The organism is Jannaschia aquimarina (assembly GCF_000877395.1).
In the GTDB taxonomy this organism is placed as follows: Bacteria; Pseudomonadota; Alphaproteobacteria; order Rhodobacterales; family Rhodobacteraceae; genus Jannaschia; species Jannaschia aquimarina.
Window position 1 is genome coordinate 25,675 of record NZ_JYFE01000080.1, and the last position, 14,345, is coordinate 40,019.

The following is a 14,345-nucleotide window of genomic DNA, read 5'->3' on the forward strand; positions in this document are numbered from 1 at the left end:
GCCATGCAGCGCCGGTATCGTCCGGGCATGACCCAAGCGCCGCTCATCGACCCCTTCGCCCGCGCGATCACCTACTTGCGTGTGTCGGTGACGGACCGCTGCGATTTCCGCTGCACTTACTGCATGTCGGAACACATGCAGTTCCTGCCGAAGAAAGAGCTTCTGACACTGGAGGAGCTTGAAAGGCTCTGCACGGCCTTCGTCCGGCTGGGCGTCCGCAAGCTGCGGATCACAGGGGGCGAACCTCTGGTCCGGCGGAACATCATGTCCTTCTTCGAAGGCATGTCCCAGCATCTGGGGCACGGGCTGGAGGAGCTGACGCTGACGACGAACGGATCGCAGCTCGATCGGTTCGCCGCGCCGCTGGCCGAGGCCGGGGTTCGCCGCATCAATGTCTCCCTCGACACCCTCGACCCCGAGAAATTCCGCGAGATCACCCGCTGGGGAACGCTCGACAAGGTGCTGCGCGGGATCGACGCGGCGCGCGACGCGGGAATGCGGGTGAAGATCAACACGGTCGCGCTGAAGGGCTTCAACGAGGACGAGCTCTTCGATCTGACGGAATGGTGCGCCCGCGAGGACATGGACCTGACCTTTATCGAAGTCATGCCCATGGGCGATATGGGAGACGGCACCGACGGGACCCTGCGGCTGGACCAGTACTGGCCGCTCAGGGATCTGCGTGGCCGGCTAGCGACGCGTTACACGCTGACCGATCTGGACCACCGGACCGGGGGCCCTGCCCGCTACGTCCGGATGGAAGAGACGGGCCAGCAAATAGGGTTCATCACGCCACTGACCCACAATTTCTGCGAGTCGTGCAACCGCGTCCGCGTCACGTGCACGGGCCAGCTATTCATGTGTCTCGGGCAGGATGATATGGCAGACCTTCGCGCGCCCCTGCGGACGTCGACCGCGGACGCCCCGTTGGAAGACGCCATCCGCGCCGCGATTGCCCGCAAGCCCAAGGGACACGACTTCGACTATTCCCGCCAGAAGGTCGAAGGACGCATGTCACGCCATATGAGCCACACGGGGGGGTGACCCGCAGACCCGCCTGTCCCAGGGCGGCGATCGCCCAAGCGGAGCCTCGGTCGAAGTTATGAGAGATGCTCTGAAACCGCGGACAAGCCCGTTCGCAGGACAGTGTCGGTCTTCTGACATCACCTTGATCTTGAGCGGCATCGCCGCTGTCTGTGCCCAGCGTGCCGTTTTGGTTTCGACAGGGACGGCACGATGCGGTTGATCCTGTTGCGCCATGCCAAGTCTTCGTGGGACGCCCGGGATCAGGATGATTTCGACCGACCTCTGAACAAGAGAGGGCGGAACGCCGCGCCGAAGATCGGAAAATGGATCGCGGAACATGCCGACCCCGATACGATCCTGGTCTCATCCGCGGCCCGCACGCGGGAGACATGGGACCTGCTGGGCCTTTCGGGGACGCCCTCGTTCCGTGACGACCTCTATCATGCCGATGCTGTGACTATCCGCAGGGCCCTTCCAGGCGCGGGATGCGTTCTGGTCATCGGACACAACCCCGGGATCGGCATAGCGGCCGAAGCCTTTGCCGAGACGCCGCCCGACCACCCGGACTTCTATCGCTATCCGACGGCCGCGTGCACGATCCTCGATTTCGACAATGGGCCGGACTGGCGGAAGGGCCGAGTCGCCGGATTTGCCGTCCCGCGCGACCTGGACGGATAGGCTGGACCCGCGCCACAATTCGGCCAGAATTGAGCGGCTGGTCGCGAACGTCCGATCAAACAAACCGATCCGATCAATCGTGCAAGGATATCCCGCAACCTGCTGGCGACATTTGCTTTCGCAGGTCCCCTCGATCGGACCGGTGGCGGGGCAATCATCTCAGTTCTCTGACAATCGTGTGGATTTCGCCTCTTTCTCGCCATGCGAATTAAGGCCCGGTTAGGGAGGGAGACGGCAGTGTGCCCCGTGCCGATTGAGGTCCGGCAAAAGGTGCATGACGAGGCAGCGATGACCGACAACTACGATCCAACAAGCCGTATCTGGCAGGTGACGCCGGATCTGCTAGGCGTCTTGGACAAGGAGGGGGTCTTCATGAAGACGAACCCAGCCTGGTTCACGACTTTGGGCCGGACGCCGGAAGACATCGAAACCAAGCTGTTCTTCGAATTCCTGCATCCCGACGACATGGCTATTACGGCAAAAGCGTTCGTCGATGTCCAACACGGGCGACCGGTCCTCGATCTCATCAACAGGTATCGCCACGCCGATGGCACCTATCGCTGGCTTTCGTGGAACGCCGTGCCGGTCGAGGATCTCTACTATTGCTCGGCCCGTGACGTCACCCGGGCCCATGACGATCGGACTGCGCTGGCCCTGCGCGACAAGGAGGCGAAGTTGCGGGAGCAATTCATCTCGATCCTCGGGCACGACCTCCGCAACCCACTTGCCGGTGCCGCCTGCGCCGTCGAAAATCTCCGCATGCGCGAGGGGCTTTCTTCCGACGGAGAGTTGATGGCCACGTCCGCGACCCAGTCGCTTCGCCGCATGTCACACCTCATCGACGACGTTCTCGACTTCGCCCGCGCGAGGCTCGGCGGCGATATCGGGATCGACTCACGTCCGGGAACGCGGTTGGAACCAGTCCTCCGCCGAACGGTAGACGAGATCGCGCTCGCCCACCCTGAAGTCACGATCGAGCAGATGTACGAGTTCTCTGACCCTGTCACATGCGATCCGGAACGAGTCGCACAGCTCGTCTCCAATCTCTTGGGAAATGCCGTATTTCACGGAGAGCCCGGCGGAACCGTACTGATACACGCCCAAGACGTCGGGGCGGATGTAGCCGTGGCCGTCAGCAACAAGGGCGGGAAGATCCCGGCCGCGGTGAAGGCACTTCTGTTCGAGCCGTTCACCCGGGCAGAACCCGGCAGCAGCCAGAATGGCCTCGGTCTCGGGTTGTTCATCGCCAAACAAATCGCGAAGGGGCACGGCGGCGACATCGAAGTCGAGTCGAGCGGGACCGAGACCACCTTCACATTCAAGATGCCGCGCGGGATGCGGCTGGTCGATACGATTTCGGACCCGATCCACCATCTCAGAACCGCGTGATGTCACAACGAGCCGCGTTGAGGGTTCCGGTCAGACTGCCGCGCGCAATCCAAGCAGGATTTGCCGGCATTCTCGGCCATACGTCTAACTCTGACGACGAACGGCTCGCGCCATGAGGGCACGGATCGCTTTCACGACAAATGCCACAAAAGAGGCTTGCGCCGGCGAAAAGGCAGGCGCCGGCAACAGCGGCCCGACCTGTCAGTGCCCCAGGATCTGGCTCAGGAACAGCTTCGTCCGGTCGTTCTGAGGGTTCTTGAAGAATGGTTCCGGCTCGTTCTGCTCGACGATCTGGCCGGCATCCATGAAGATCACGCGGTTCGCCACCTGTCGCGCGAAACCCATCTCGTGGGTCACGCAGAGCATGGTCATCCCCTCTTCGGCCAACTGGATCATCGTATCCAGCACCTCCTTGATCATCTCGGGATCAAGCGCCGAAGTCGGTTCGTCGAAGAGCATGATGCGCGGCCGCATGCAGAGCGACCGTGCGATCGCCACGCGCTGTTGCTGGCCACCCGACAGCTGGCCCGGATACTTGTCCGCCTGTTCGGGGATCTTGACCTTCTCCAGGAAGTACATCGCCGTCTCTTCGGCTTCCTTCTTCGGGATCTTGCGGACCCAGAGCGGAGCCAGGGTGCAATTCTCGAGAATGGTCAGGTGCGGAAACAGGTTGAAGTGCTGAAAGCACATCCCGACCTCGGAGCGGATCTTGTCGATATTCTTCAGATCCGACGAGAGCGGCGTTCCGTCGACGACGATGCTCCCCTGCTGGTGTTCTTCGAGTGCGTTGATGCAGCGGATCAGCGTCGACTTGCCCGAACCGGACGGACCGCAGATGACGATCCGCTCTCCGCGATGGACGGTGAGGTCGATGTCGCGCAGCACGTGGAATTGCCCGTACCACTTGTTCATGTTCTTGATTTCGATCGCGACCTCGTCGGAGACGGTCATGCCCTGCGGATTGGTGTCAGCCATAGCCATGGTCAGGCCTCCTTAGCGGTGGTCGGTCTGCAGCTGGCGTTCCAGCCACTGCGAATATTGCGAGATGCCGTAGCAGACGACAAAGAACAGCACGCAGGCCGCGGCCCACAGCTCCCAGTAGACGCCCACCCAGTCGGTCGAGGACAGGATCGGCCCCCGGATCATGCCCACGAGGTCGAACATCGAGATGATCGAGACCAGCGTTGTGTCCTTGAACAGGCCCACGGCCACGTTGACGATGCCCGGGATCGAGATCTTCAGAGCCTGCGGCAGGATGATCAGCCGCATCGCCTGCGCGTAATCCAGGCCAAGGCTGTCCGCCGCCTCGTACTGCCCCTTGGGCAACGCGGCCAGACCGCCCCGGATCACCTCGGCGATATAGGCCGAGGCGAAGAGTGTGATCATGATGATGACGCGCAGGATCAGGTCGAAATTGGTCCCCGGCGGCAGGAAGTACGCCAGCACGACGTTCGCCACGAAGAGCAGCGTGATCAGCGGCACGCCCCGCACGAACTCGATGAATACGACGCAGACATATTTGATCAGCGGCATGCGGGATTGCCGGCCCAGCGCCAGCACGATGCCCAGAGGCAGCGAAAGCGAGACGCAGACGATGCCGAGGATCAGGTTCAGCATGAAGCCGCCCATGTTGCGGCTGTCCACCGCTTCGAGCGCCAGGAAGTTCGGCGCGGCTGCGGTCAGGAAGCCACCCAGCCACCAAGCGACGACCGCCGCCACGACGAACGCGGCAAGACCCGCGGCGAAATTGATCCGTTCGGCCCGGGTGAACGCGGCGTAGCCCAGGACCAGGCCCACCAAAGCGAAGAACGGGATCAGGATCGAACCGCCCCAGATCAGCCAATAGGCCAGGAAAGGATAGAGCCCGGTCAGGATCAGCAGCTTGCGGGGCAGGCTGATGAAAAGGACCTGCGGAACCGTCACGAAAAGCAGGATGAAGGCCAGGGTCGGCCGCCAATACAGCTCGGACGGGTATTCGAACCCGAAGAGAAGCTGGTTCCACCGCTCCCCCAGCACCGCGAAGCATCCGCCGCCGGTATCGCCGATGATCTCGCGGCAATCGCGGATCGAAGATCCTTCCCACGTGCCGTTCAGGATCCAGGGGATCACGCCGGACAGAAGCCAATACACGACATAAAGGCCCAGCAGCGTCATGATCGTGTTGAAGGGCCCCGAAAACAGGTTCTCGCGCACCCATTTGATGGCGCCTGTTTCGGTCACCGGCGGCGGGGCCGGGGGGATCTCTGTCTTGCGGACGAAGGCGACGGATTCGGCGTGCGTATCGCTCATCTCAGCGCTCCTTCAACCGGACGGAGTTGTTGTAGATGTTCATGAAGAACGAAATCAGCAGGCTGATCGTCAGGTAGAACAGCATCAAGAGCAGGATCGACTCGATGGCGCGGCCGGTTTGGTTCAGCGTGATGCCGCCCAGCGTCGCGGTCAGGTCCATGTAGCCCACCGCGATGGCCAGCGACGAGTTCTTGGTGATGTTGAGATATTGCGAGATCAGCGGCGGGATGATGACCCGTAGCGCCTGGGGCAGGATCACCAGGTTCATGATCCGGCCCGGCCGCAGACCCAGGGCCGCCGCCGCCTCCGTCTGGCCCTTCGAGATGGCCAGAATGCCCGCGCGCACGTTTTCGGCGATGAAGGCGCCGGTATAGATCGACAGGGCCAGCCAAAGCGCGATGAGCGAGCCGCGCATCAAAAGGCCGCCCTGGAAGTTGAAGCCCCGCAGTTCTGGAATTTCCCAGCTCAGCCCCATGATCCAGCAGACGATCGTTATGGGCAGGATCCAGGCGGCCAGCGACATCCACCAGGTCGTGGGACGTTTGCCGGTCTTTTCCTGCGTCCGGTCCGCCCAGCGCGTGATCGCCCGCGTGGCCAGAAGCGAGCCGATCAGGACGGCAAGGATCACCAGCCAGTCGATGACGCTGCCCTGTGCGGCGGCTTGCGCGACGGCATCGTCGCCCACCTCGGCGATGGCGTCCTCGTCGCTCAGGCCGAAGCCGTTGGTGAAATAGGGGCGCGGGACATAGACGCCCCGGTTCGTGGCCGCGACGACGCCGAAGATCGGCGAGGCGGTGGCGTCATCGCCCCGGAAATCCCGCGGCTGCGGGAAGACGTTGGCGACGACCGTGAAGATGATGATGATCCAGATCAGGACCGGGATGTTGCGGAACGCCTCGACATAGACGGCCATGAGCTTGGAGATGATCCAGTTCTTCGACAGGCGCAGCACGCCCGCGATGACGCCCAGCACAGTGGCGGTGACGCAGGCCAGGAAGGCCACGATCAGCGTGTTCAGCGCCCCGACGATGGTAGCCCGCAAGTGCGTCGACTGGCTGTCATAGGGGATCGGCTGCTGGTTGATGTCGTAGCCCGACGGCGCGGCGAGGAAGTCGTAGCTCAGATCCTGGCCCAGATCGGCCAGATTCGCGAGCAGGTTCGAGATCAGGTAGCCGATGCCGAGCACCAGCAGGATCAGCGTGATGACCTGAAAGGTGATCGAACGATAGCGCGTGTCGTTGATCAGCTGCCCGATACGGAAGCCCTGATCCGCGCCCTGGAGGTCGCTGGCTGTCATCAAATTTCCCCCTGGGACCATCGCTTGCGGCTTTGCGCCGTCTGGGTTGCGATGAGCGTTGGCAATCGGAAAAGGGCGCCGGTTTCCCGGCGCCCTTTCCTCTTCATCTCTTACCGGAACGGCGGTGCGTAGATCAGGCCGCCGTCGGTGTACTGGGCGTTCAAGCCACGGGCGAGGCCGATCGCGGTCTCTTCACCGATGTTGGTCGAGAAGATCTCGCCGTAATTGCCGACCGCGGCGATCGCGTCCTTGGCCCAGGTCTGGTTCAGACCGATCATCGCGCCGAGTTCACCTTCGGTGCCCAGAAGGCGGTTCACTTCGGGGTTGTCGGTCGCTTCGGATGCCAGCTGCTCCACGTTCTCCTGCGTCACGCCGTATTCTTCAGCGGCGATCAGGGCGTAGAGCGTCCACTTCACGATGTCGAACCACTCGGAGTCGCCGTGACGGACGAGCGGGCCGAGCGGCTCTTTCGAGACAACTTCGGGGAGGATCGTGTAGTCGTCCGGGTTCTCGAAGCCGGCCCGTTGGGCGGCCAGCGCCGAACGGTCGGTCGTGTAGACGTCGCAAGCTCCGGCGAGGAACTGCTGTACGGCCTCAGCACCGGTCTCGATCGGCACGGGCTCGTAGCTCATGTCGTTGACGCGGAAGTAGTCCGCGAGGTTCAGCTCGGTCGTGGTGCCGGTCTGGATGCAGACGGTCGCGCCGTCGAGTTCGGTCGCGGAACTGACGCCGAGGTCGGCGGGGACCATGAAGCCCTGGCCGTCGTAGTAGTTGACGCCCGTGAAGTCGAACTTCAGGTCGGTGTCGCGCGAGAAGGTCCAGGTCGTGTTCCGGGCCAGCATGTCGATCTCGCCCGAAGCGAGCGACGTGAAGCGCGTCTTGCCGGTGGTCGGGACGAATTCCACGGCGTTCGGATCGCCCAGAACGGCTGCGGCGACCGCGCGGCAGACCGCGACATCGAAGCCTTGCCACACGCCGTCGGCATCCGGCTCGGCAAAACCGGGAACCCCGGTCGTTACGCCGCAATTCAGCGTCCCGCGGGCCTGCACGTCCTCGAGCGTCGCAGCCGATGCACCGGCCGCGGCGAGGCCGGTAAAGGCCAGTGCGCCGAAGAATACGGATTTGTTCATTTTCTACCTCTTCCTGATGGCCCACATGCTGTCCCGCATGTGGAACCCCGACGGGCAGGAGCCGCATCGGGACTGTTGGACATGTGAGGATGTCATCCCCTCACTGCGCGGAAAGAAACGAGATGGGCACCGGAAGGTCAAGGCGCTGAGGCCGATTCAATGAGCAGATGCCTTCAAACTAGGCGCTGGAACGGTAGGGGCGCCCGGTCAGGCGGCGGCGAGATCGCGGAATCGGCCCGCTTGAAGGAACGCGCCGCGCTTCACGGCCACCCTCTCGGCCTCTTCCACGTCCTCCCCCCATTGCTCGATCTGCCACATCTCGTCCACGCGGCTGGCGTCCCAGAGCGCCTCCAGCGGCGCCCTCCGCACAAGGGCCGCGAGCCCGAGAACAAGGCTTCCGGACAGGGTGACGAATTCACTGAGGGCGGTCAGCTGCCAATCCGTGGCCTTGGCCACCTCTGAACGAAGCGTGGCCAAGGCTGCGGCATCCTGCGAGACGGGCATCACGCCGGACGTCGTGTTCAGCCCAGCACCCAACTCGTCCCGGGCCCAGGCGAGCATCGGATCCCAGCTTTCCGTCTGGCGCTCGACCAGCCCGGCCGGAGCGTCGGCCCGATAGCAAAGCAGGTCGGACGCGCCATATCCCGAAAGCTCTTGGATCACCGCATCCCGCTGCGGGCGCACCTTGTCCAGCGTCGCATTCGCGGCGCGGGTCAGAGGCATCGACATCGGGTCGATCACACCGTCCTGAGCGTCCCACTCGCTCGCGATTTCCTCAGCCAGGGGGCGGGTCGGGACGATCAGTTCGGTCTTCGCGGGCGTCCGTACCGGACGGCCGTCCAGCCGGATCGCGTGACCTTCGGCCGTCTCTTCGACACGCGCCTCGGACCAGAACCGTCTTGCCGCCCATTCGCTCACGCCAGGCTCTCCAGATGCTGTGTCAAGGATGCGAAGTCGTCGAACAGGGCCACCGCGCCGGCCTCCTTCAGACTGTGTGCGTCGTGATAGCCCCACGTGACGCCGATGCAATCGACGTCAGCCGCCCGCGCGGTCGCGACATCATAGGTCGTGTCGCCGATCATGATCGCCTCGTCGGCGGCAAATCCCGTCTGTCTCAGGGCTGTCTGGATCATGGCGGGATGCGGTTTCGATGGGTGATGGTCCGCGCATTGCAAGGTCGAGAACATCTTCTCCCAACCGTTCATCGCAATCATCCGCTCAACACTGCGCTGCGATTTCCCCGTCGCGAGACCGAGCTGAAAGCCCGTGCGCCTCAGCCGCATCAGCCCGTCAGCGACACCCGGGTAGAGAGTCGCCTCGCCCGCCTTTCCGACAAAGCAGATCCTGTAACGCGCGATGATCTCGTCGGTTTTCCGCCTCGGCTGGTCCGGAAAGAGATCCGCAACCATCTGGGGAAATGACAGCCCCACGCGCCGACCGACATCCTTGCGGGACGGGGGTACGGTATCCGCGCCCTGACAGGCCACCCGCAGGCAATCGTGAATGACGCCGAGCGAGTCCAGAAGCGTTCCGTCGACGTCAAAGATCGCGAGCCGTGTCATTCCAGATCCTCGAACGGATCATCGGGCACATCCTCTGCGCGCCACCCCAGCATCTCCCACGTCTTCGCCATGTGCTCAGGCAGGGGCGCGGTAAGATGCAGTCTCCGCCCCGTCACGGGGTGATCGAAATCCAGCGACCGGGCATGGAGATGCAGCTTGCGACTGATCTCTCCGCCGAGCATCGCGCCCCAGCCGTCGCCGAGATTCTCCTGCCCCGAGCCGCCATACTTCCCGTCTCCGACGATGGGATGCCCCATCTCGGCCATGTGGACCCGCAGTTGGTGGGTCCGCCCCGTGACCGGGACCAAAGCAACCCATGCCGCCCGTCCGCCCAAGTCTTCGAGAACCGCATAGTCTGTCGTCGCGCGCTTTGCGCCCTTCACCTCGTCGATCTCGGCCGGGTGGATCGCGCGCATCTTCTCCGTCTCTCCGCCAGCCTTGACGAGGCCAAAGCGTATCGTCCCCATCCGAGGGCTCGGCGAGCCGGCGACGGCGGCCCAATAGATCTTGCGCGTTTCCCGGGCGCGGAACGCATCCGAGATCGCGGCGGCCGTTTCGCGGTCACGGGCCAGAAGCAGGAGGCCCGAAGTATCCTTGTCCAATCTGTGGACCAGGCGCGGTGGCTCAGGCTTGTCGCCCTGCAAGGCTGCGGACAGGCCATCCACGTGGCGGCCCTGCCCCGTCCCGCCCTGAACGGCCAGGCCCGGCGGCTTGTTGAGAGCAATCAGATGCTCATCGCGGTAAAGGACCGCCGCCTCCATCATCGCGGCATCCGCGGCGGACACTTTCGGACGAGATGTGGCGACGGGCGACGGGGCATCGCGCAGGGGGGGAATGCGCACCGCCTGCCCTTCGTCCACACGGGTCGAGGCCTTCACCCGCCCCCCGTCGACGCGACACTCGCCCTTGCGGCACATCTTCTCGATCGCGCCCTGCGTGACCTGCGGGAACCGCCGCCTCATCCAGCGATCCAGACGCTGGCCGCCCTCGCCGGGCGCCACGGTCACCACCTGCACCCCGCTCATGCGAGCCAGCTCCGCGCGATCCAGACGCCGAGCGCCAGCGCCACAAGCGACAGCACGACCGACAAAGCGATATAGAGCGCGGCCTGAGCCCCCTCGCCCCGTTCCCAGAGAACGTACGCTTCCAGCGAGAAGGCCGAAAAGGTCGTGAAACCGCCAAGGACGCCTGCGGCCACGAACGGTTGCCACGTCGTGAGGCCCCTCTGCACAAGCCAGAAGGCGACTACGCCCATCAGAAAGGACCCGATCACGTTCGCCGACAGAACGGCGACGGGAAAGCCCGGACGCGCCAGCGCGGTCGACATCGCGTATCGCAAAGCTGCACCGATCGCCCCCCCGAGGGCAACATGAAGGATCTGTGGAAACATCGCCGCCGTCTCTTCTCCCGCAGATGGGCTGTCAACCTGCCCGATGGTCAGGTCGCCATAATCTCTGATCGAAAAGAGAAACGCGGAAATGGACGCCGTACCCTATCGAGGGCACCTTACCCGATCCGCCGAAGGATCACACCTTCGATTGCCGCTTTTGCCGCTGAGCGACGAACCAGTCGAGCCGCTTTCCCAACTCACGCTCGAAACCGCGATCGACGGGGACGTAGTAGACGGGTCTCTTCATTCCATCGGGGAAGTAGTTCTGTCCCGAGAAGCCATCCGTCTCGTCGTGATCGTAAGCATAGCCTTCGCCATAGCCTTCGTCTTTCATGAGGCGCGTCGGGGCGTTCAGGATGTGTTTGGGCGGCGGTGCGGATCCGTGCGCCTTGGCGCCCCGTCGTGCAGCTTTGTACGCCGCGTAGCCGGCGTTCGATTTCGGTGCGAGAGCGAGGTAGACGACGGCATTCGCCAGAGCGAGTTCCCCTTCGGGCGTGCCCAGGCGTTCATATGTTTCCCATGCGCTAAGGCAGACCTGCTGCGCTTCCGGGTCGGCCAGACCGATATCCTCGATCGCCATCCGCAGGATCCGACGGCCCAGAAAGCGCGGATCCTCTCCCCCGTCTAGCATGCGCGCCAGCCAGTAGAGCGCAGCGTCGGGATCGGAGCCGCGGACCGATTTGTGAAGCGCCGAAATCAAATTGTAATGTCCATCGCCGGACTTGTCGTAGTTGGCCGCGCGACGCTGCAGACGGGTCGCCAGAGCATGTCTGTCAATCGGTCCGGCGGCGACCCATGCCATGACCTGCTCGATCAGGTTCAAGAGGGCGCGACCGTCGCCATCGGCCATCTCCAGAAGGGCATCCCGCGCCGGGCCGTCGAGTGGCAGCTTCGCGCCCAAGGCGATCTCTGCCCGTTGCGCCATCAATTCGAGGTCCTTCAGCTCCAGGCGCCTGAGCGTCAGGACCTGCGCCCGGGACATCAGGGCCGCGTTCAACTCGAATGAAGGGTTCTCCGTCGTCGCTCCGACAAGGGTGATCGTCCCATCTTCCATATGGGGCAGGAATCCGTCCTGCTGCGCCTTGTTGAACCGATGGATCTCGTCGACGAAAAGAAGCGTCGCCTGTCCGTTGGCGCGGCGATTGCGAGCCGAGTCGAAGACTTTCCGAAGCTCGGACACCCCTGTGAAAATCGCAGAGATCTGAACGAACTGGGCGCCCACGTGGTCGGCGAGCAACCGCGCGATCGTCGTTTTGCCGACGCCGGGCGGCCCCCACAGGATAAGGCTCGGAAGATGGCCTGCGAGCATCGTCGTCAATGCCCCGTCGGATCCGAGCAGGTGAGACTGGCCGATCACGTCCTCAAGTCGGGCTGGTCTCAGGCGGTCCGCCAGCGGGCCGTTCGGAACCGTGCCGCTGTCCGCCGTCGGATCGGCCGGTCCGGAAGGGATGTCAAAGAGATCCGCCATGCGCGTGATATGACCATTGTCCCTTCAAAAAACAAAGGGCGCGCCCCCCGGCTGCGCCCCCGACCCCTTACCCATAAAAGTACCTAGTGCATCTTTGTCTGCATCGAGATGTTCACGCAGACGCTGTCGGACCCGCCGATATCCATGACCGGTCCCGCCGCGACGCAGTCGAGCCCGACCCGTCTCGCAAGCCGGGGCGAGTTCGCGGGGATGAGACCCAGGACGGTCGATGCGCCCAGTTCACGCGCAGAGCGGACCATCTCGCCGATGAGCTGCATCTGGACCCGCATGCGCATCTTCGCGGGCACGTCATGGCAGACGAAGACGCGGCTCGACTCCCAGACATGCTCCGCCACAGGCGCCGGCTCGTAGAGGAGATCCGAAGGGATCGTGTCGAGGAGGCCCAGTTGCGCATCTCGGATCATGTAGCTGTAGATGCCGCACCGATGCGTGGTCGGCGTCAGGCGGACGCCCGCCATGATGCGCCCGTTATGATGCACGGCCACCCAGCGGCTGGCAGGCGTGTCGTATTGATCGAACTCCATCCCGTCCGCCGCGGGCAGATCCCACTTGTTGTGCTCGATGAAGGTCTTGTGCCGGGCGCGAAGCAGGTCTGCGAAGAGCGGGCCGTGGGCGTGGATGTTGTTGAAAGAAAGGGTCGTCGTCTGCATGGCAAATCTCTCCTGTTGCCGGTGAAGCTGTTCACCAAGCCGAAGGGTCTCGCGATGTCTGGGTGGCTCTGAAACGCTAGATGAGCCGGTACTCTCTTGCCATCCTCAACGCCTCGGCCGTGGTCTGTGCGCCCAGTCGTTCCCGGGCAGAAGATAGCCGCGCTTTCAGCGCGCTCTCCGAAATTCCAAGCTCTCTCGCCGCCGACGCGTGGCGGTAACCCTGTCCGATCAGGACGAGGGCCTCGACCATCGCGGGCGTCAGTTCTTCCGGGGGTTCCGCGGAATCATGGAGCCGCCTCGTCAGATCTTCGAGCTCCTCGATCTCTCCATCCGTGAACTCCCGATCGTCACGCGCGATCCCGACGATGGACCGCGAGGTGATCTTGCCCACCGAAGCGACCGCTCCATAGGTGAGCCCATGGTCGTGTGCCTGCTTCAGGACGCCGAAGGGGTCTGGAAGATTGATCTTCGACCAGCGCGTCGCTCCGGTTTGGCTGATGCCCCAAAAGACCAGGGGATCGCGCAACGCGTAGTTGTTGTGCGCGTAGGTGTTCTGCCACGCTTGGGGATAGGTACTCTTGAAGTACATCGGAGATGCGAAGCGGATGTTGAGCCCCACCGAGTAGCCGTTGGGCGCCATCCGTTCCAGTTCCTGCAGATTGCGTACCATGAGGCGTCGTTTCTCAGACATATCTTTTTAGATAGGGAGGCCGTTTTCCGGTCAACCTGTCATGAACTCCGTTAGAGTGGTCAAAAAGGTTAACGTATGGTGAATCCTATCGGGGGAACGTCAGTCCTACTAAGATGATCGCCAGTCAAGATATTAACGCATGGTGCACTATGCGCATCGCGCGACCGGCTGTCGCAGGGAACGCGGCTCCTCGGCTCCCGATCCATGACGTGGCGTCAACTCCAGCCGCAGGCCAGTTCAACCGGCTCGCGAAAGACAAAAGGCCCCGGCGGATCCGCCGGGGCCTTTTTGTGCTCTGCTGCGACTCGCCGATCAAGCGTCGACGTCGGTCTCCTCGGCCTCCAGCCGTGCGCGATCAGCGGCACCTTTGGCGTCGACGTCACGATCCACGAATTCGATGATTGCCATCGGCGCCATGTCGCCATAGCGGAAGCCCGCCTTCAGGACGCGGACATATCCGCCCTGACGGTCGGCATAGCGCGGTGCAAGCACGTCGATCAGCTTCGAGACGGCCGCGTCGTCGTGCAGACGCGAAGCCAGAAGCCGGCGGGCATGCAGATCGTTGCGGCGGGCGAGCGTGACCATCTTCTCGACGATGGGCCGCAGCTCTTTGGCCTTCGGCAGCGTCGTCTTGATCTGCTCATGCTCGATCAGCGAGGCGGCCATGTTCTTGAACATCGACTTGCGATGCTCGTGGGTCCGGTTCAGGCGGCGGTATCCGCGGGCGTGACGCATGTTTCCATCTCCATCTTAT

The 14,345-nt window shown here is 63.4% G+C and carries 15 protein-coding genes; 3 read left to right on the top strand and 12 right to left on the bottom strand.

Annotation, left to right across the window (positions count from 1 at the left end; genetic code table 11):
- The first annotated feature begins 27 nt into the window (after window positions 1-27).
- From moaA to jaqu_RS19370, 3 genes are all read left to right on the top strand, one after another.
- Window positions 28-1,044: a GTP 3',8-cyclase MoaA gene (gene moaA / locus jaqu_RS19360; RefSeq protein ID WP_043920722.1), complete on the top strand. Its 1,017-nt coding sequence runs from the start codon at window positions 28-30 to the stop codon at window positions 1,042-1,044.
- A 192-nt stretch (window positions 1,045-1,236) separates the two neighbouring features.
- Window positions 1,237-1,704: a SixA phosphatase family protein gene (locus jaqu_RS19365; protein ID WP_043920669.1), complete on the top strand. Its 468-nt coding sequence runs from the start codon at window positions 1,237-1,239 to the stop codon at window positions 1,702-1,704.
- 288 nt (window positions 1,705-1,992) lie between these two features.
- The gene (locus jaqu_RS19370; RefSeq protein WP_043920723.1) at window positions 1,993-3,093 is read left to right on the top strand and encodes a PAS domain-containing sensor histidine kinase; all 1,101 of its coding nucleotides are present in this window, start codon (window positions 1,993-1,995) and stop codon (window positions 3,091-3,093) included.
- 201 nt (window positions 3,094-3,294) lie between these two features.
- On the opposite strand, the gene jaqu_RS19375 is transcribed toward jaqu_RS19370, so the two are convergent.
- From jaqu_RS19375 to rplQ, 12 genes are all read right to left on the bottom strand, one after another.
- Window positions 3,295-4,074, bottom strand: coding sequence for an amino acid ABC transporter ATP-binding protein (locus jaqu_RS19375; protein WP_392387226.1), 780 nt, complete (start codon window positions 4,072-4,074; stop codon window positions 3,295-3,297).
- A 12-nt stretch (window positions 4,075-4,086) separates the two neighbouring features.
- Window positions 4,087-5,382 (bottom strand): amino acid ABC transporter permease, encoded by a 1,296-nt coding sequence (locus tag jaqu_RS19380; protein WP_043920671.1) that lies wholly within the window; start codon window positions 5,380-5,382, stop codon window positions 4,087-4,089.
- Window position 5,383: 1 nt separating this feature from the next.
- Window positions 5,384-6,679 (bottom strand): amino acid ABC transporter permease, encoded by a 1,296-nt coding sequence (locus tag jaqu_RS19385; RefSeq protein WP_089268351.1) that lies wholly within the window; start codon window positions 6,677-6,679, stop codon window positions 5,384-5,386.
- Between the two features lie 110 nt (window positions 6,680-6,789).
- A complete protein-coding gene (locus jaqu_RS19390) occupies window positions 6,790-7,809 on the bottom strand; it encodes an amino acid ABC transporter substrate-binding protein (RefSeq protein ID WP_043920673.1) in 1,020 nt (339 codons plus the stop codon).
- A gap of 207 nt (window positions 7,810-8,016) precedes the next feature.
- Window positions 8,017-8,727 (bottom strand): ATP12 family chaperone protein, encoded by a 711-nt coding sequence (locus jaqu_RS19395; RefSeq protein WP_043920674.1) that lies wholly within the window; start codon window positions 8,725-8,727, stop codon window positions 8,017-8,019.
- Window positions 8,724-9,371, bottom strand: coding sequence for an HAD family hydrolase (locus jaqu_RS19400; protein WP_043920675.1), 648 nt, complete (start codon window positions 9,369-9,371; stop codon window positions 8,724-8,726). The genes jaqu_RS19395 and jaqu_RS19400 overlap by 4 nt, the downstream gene beginning before the upstream one ends.
- A complete protein-coding gene (locus jaqu_RS19405; RefSeq protein ID WP_043920677.1) occupies window positions 9,368-10,396 on the bottom strand; it encodes an RluA family pseudouridine synthase in 1,029 nt (342 codons plus the stop codon). Before jaqu_RS19405 ends, jaqu_RS19400 begins: the two co-directional genes overlap by 4 nt.
- Entirely contained in the window at window positions 10,393-10,761 is a 369-nt protein-coding gene (crcB, locus tag jaqu_RS19410) for a fluoride efflux transporter CrcB (protein WP_043920678.1), read from the bottom strand. The genes jaqu_RS19405 and crcB overlap by 4 nt, the downstream gene beginning before the upstream one ends.
- A 136-nt stretch (window positions 10,762-10,897) precedes the next feature.
- On the bottom strand, window positions 10,898-12,229 hold the full coding sequence (locus jaqu_RS19415; RefSeq protein WP_043920680.1) for a replication-associated recombination protein A: 1,332 nt from the start codon (window positions 12,227-12,229) through the stop codon (window positions 10,898-10,900).
- Window positions 12,230-12,312: 83 nt separating this feature from the next.
- The gene (locus jaqu_RS19420; protein WP_043920681.1) at window positions 12,313-12,900 is read right to left on the bottom strand and encodes an acyl-homoserine-lactone synthase; all 588 of its coding nucleotides are present in this window, start codon (window positions 12,898-12,900) and stop codon (window positions 12,313-12,315) included.
- A 76-nt stretch (window positions 12,901-12,976) separates the two neighbouring features.
- On the bottom strand, window positions 12,977-13,591 hold the full coding sequence (locus jaqu_RS19425; protein ID WP_043920682.1) for a helix-turn-helix transcriptional regulator: 615 nt from the start codon (window positions 13,589-13,591) through the stop codon (window positions 12,977-12,979).
- Between the two features lie 312 nt (window positions 13,592-13,903).
- Entirely contained in the window at window positions 13,904-14,326 is a 423-nt protein-coding gene (gene rplQ / locus jaqu_RS19430) for a 50S ribosomal protein L17 (RefSeq protein ID WP_043920683.1), read from the bottom strand.
- Between the last annotated feature and the right edge of the window lie 19 nt (window positions 14,327-14,345).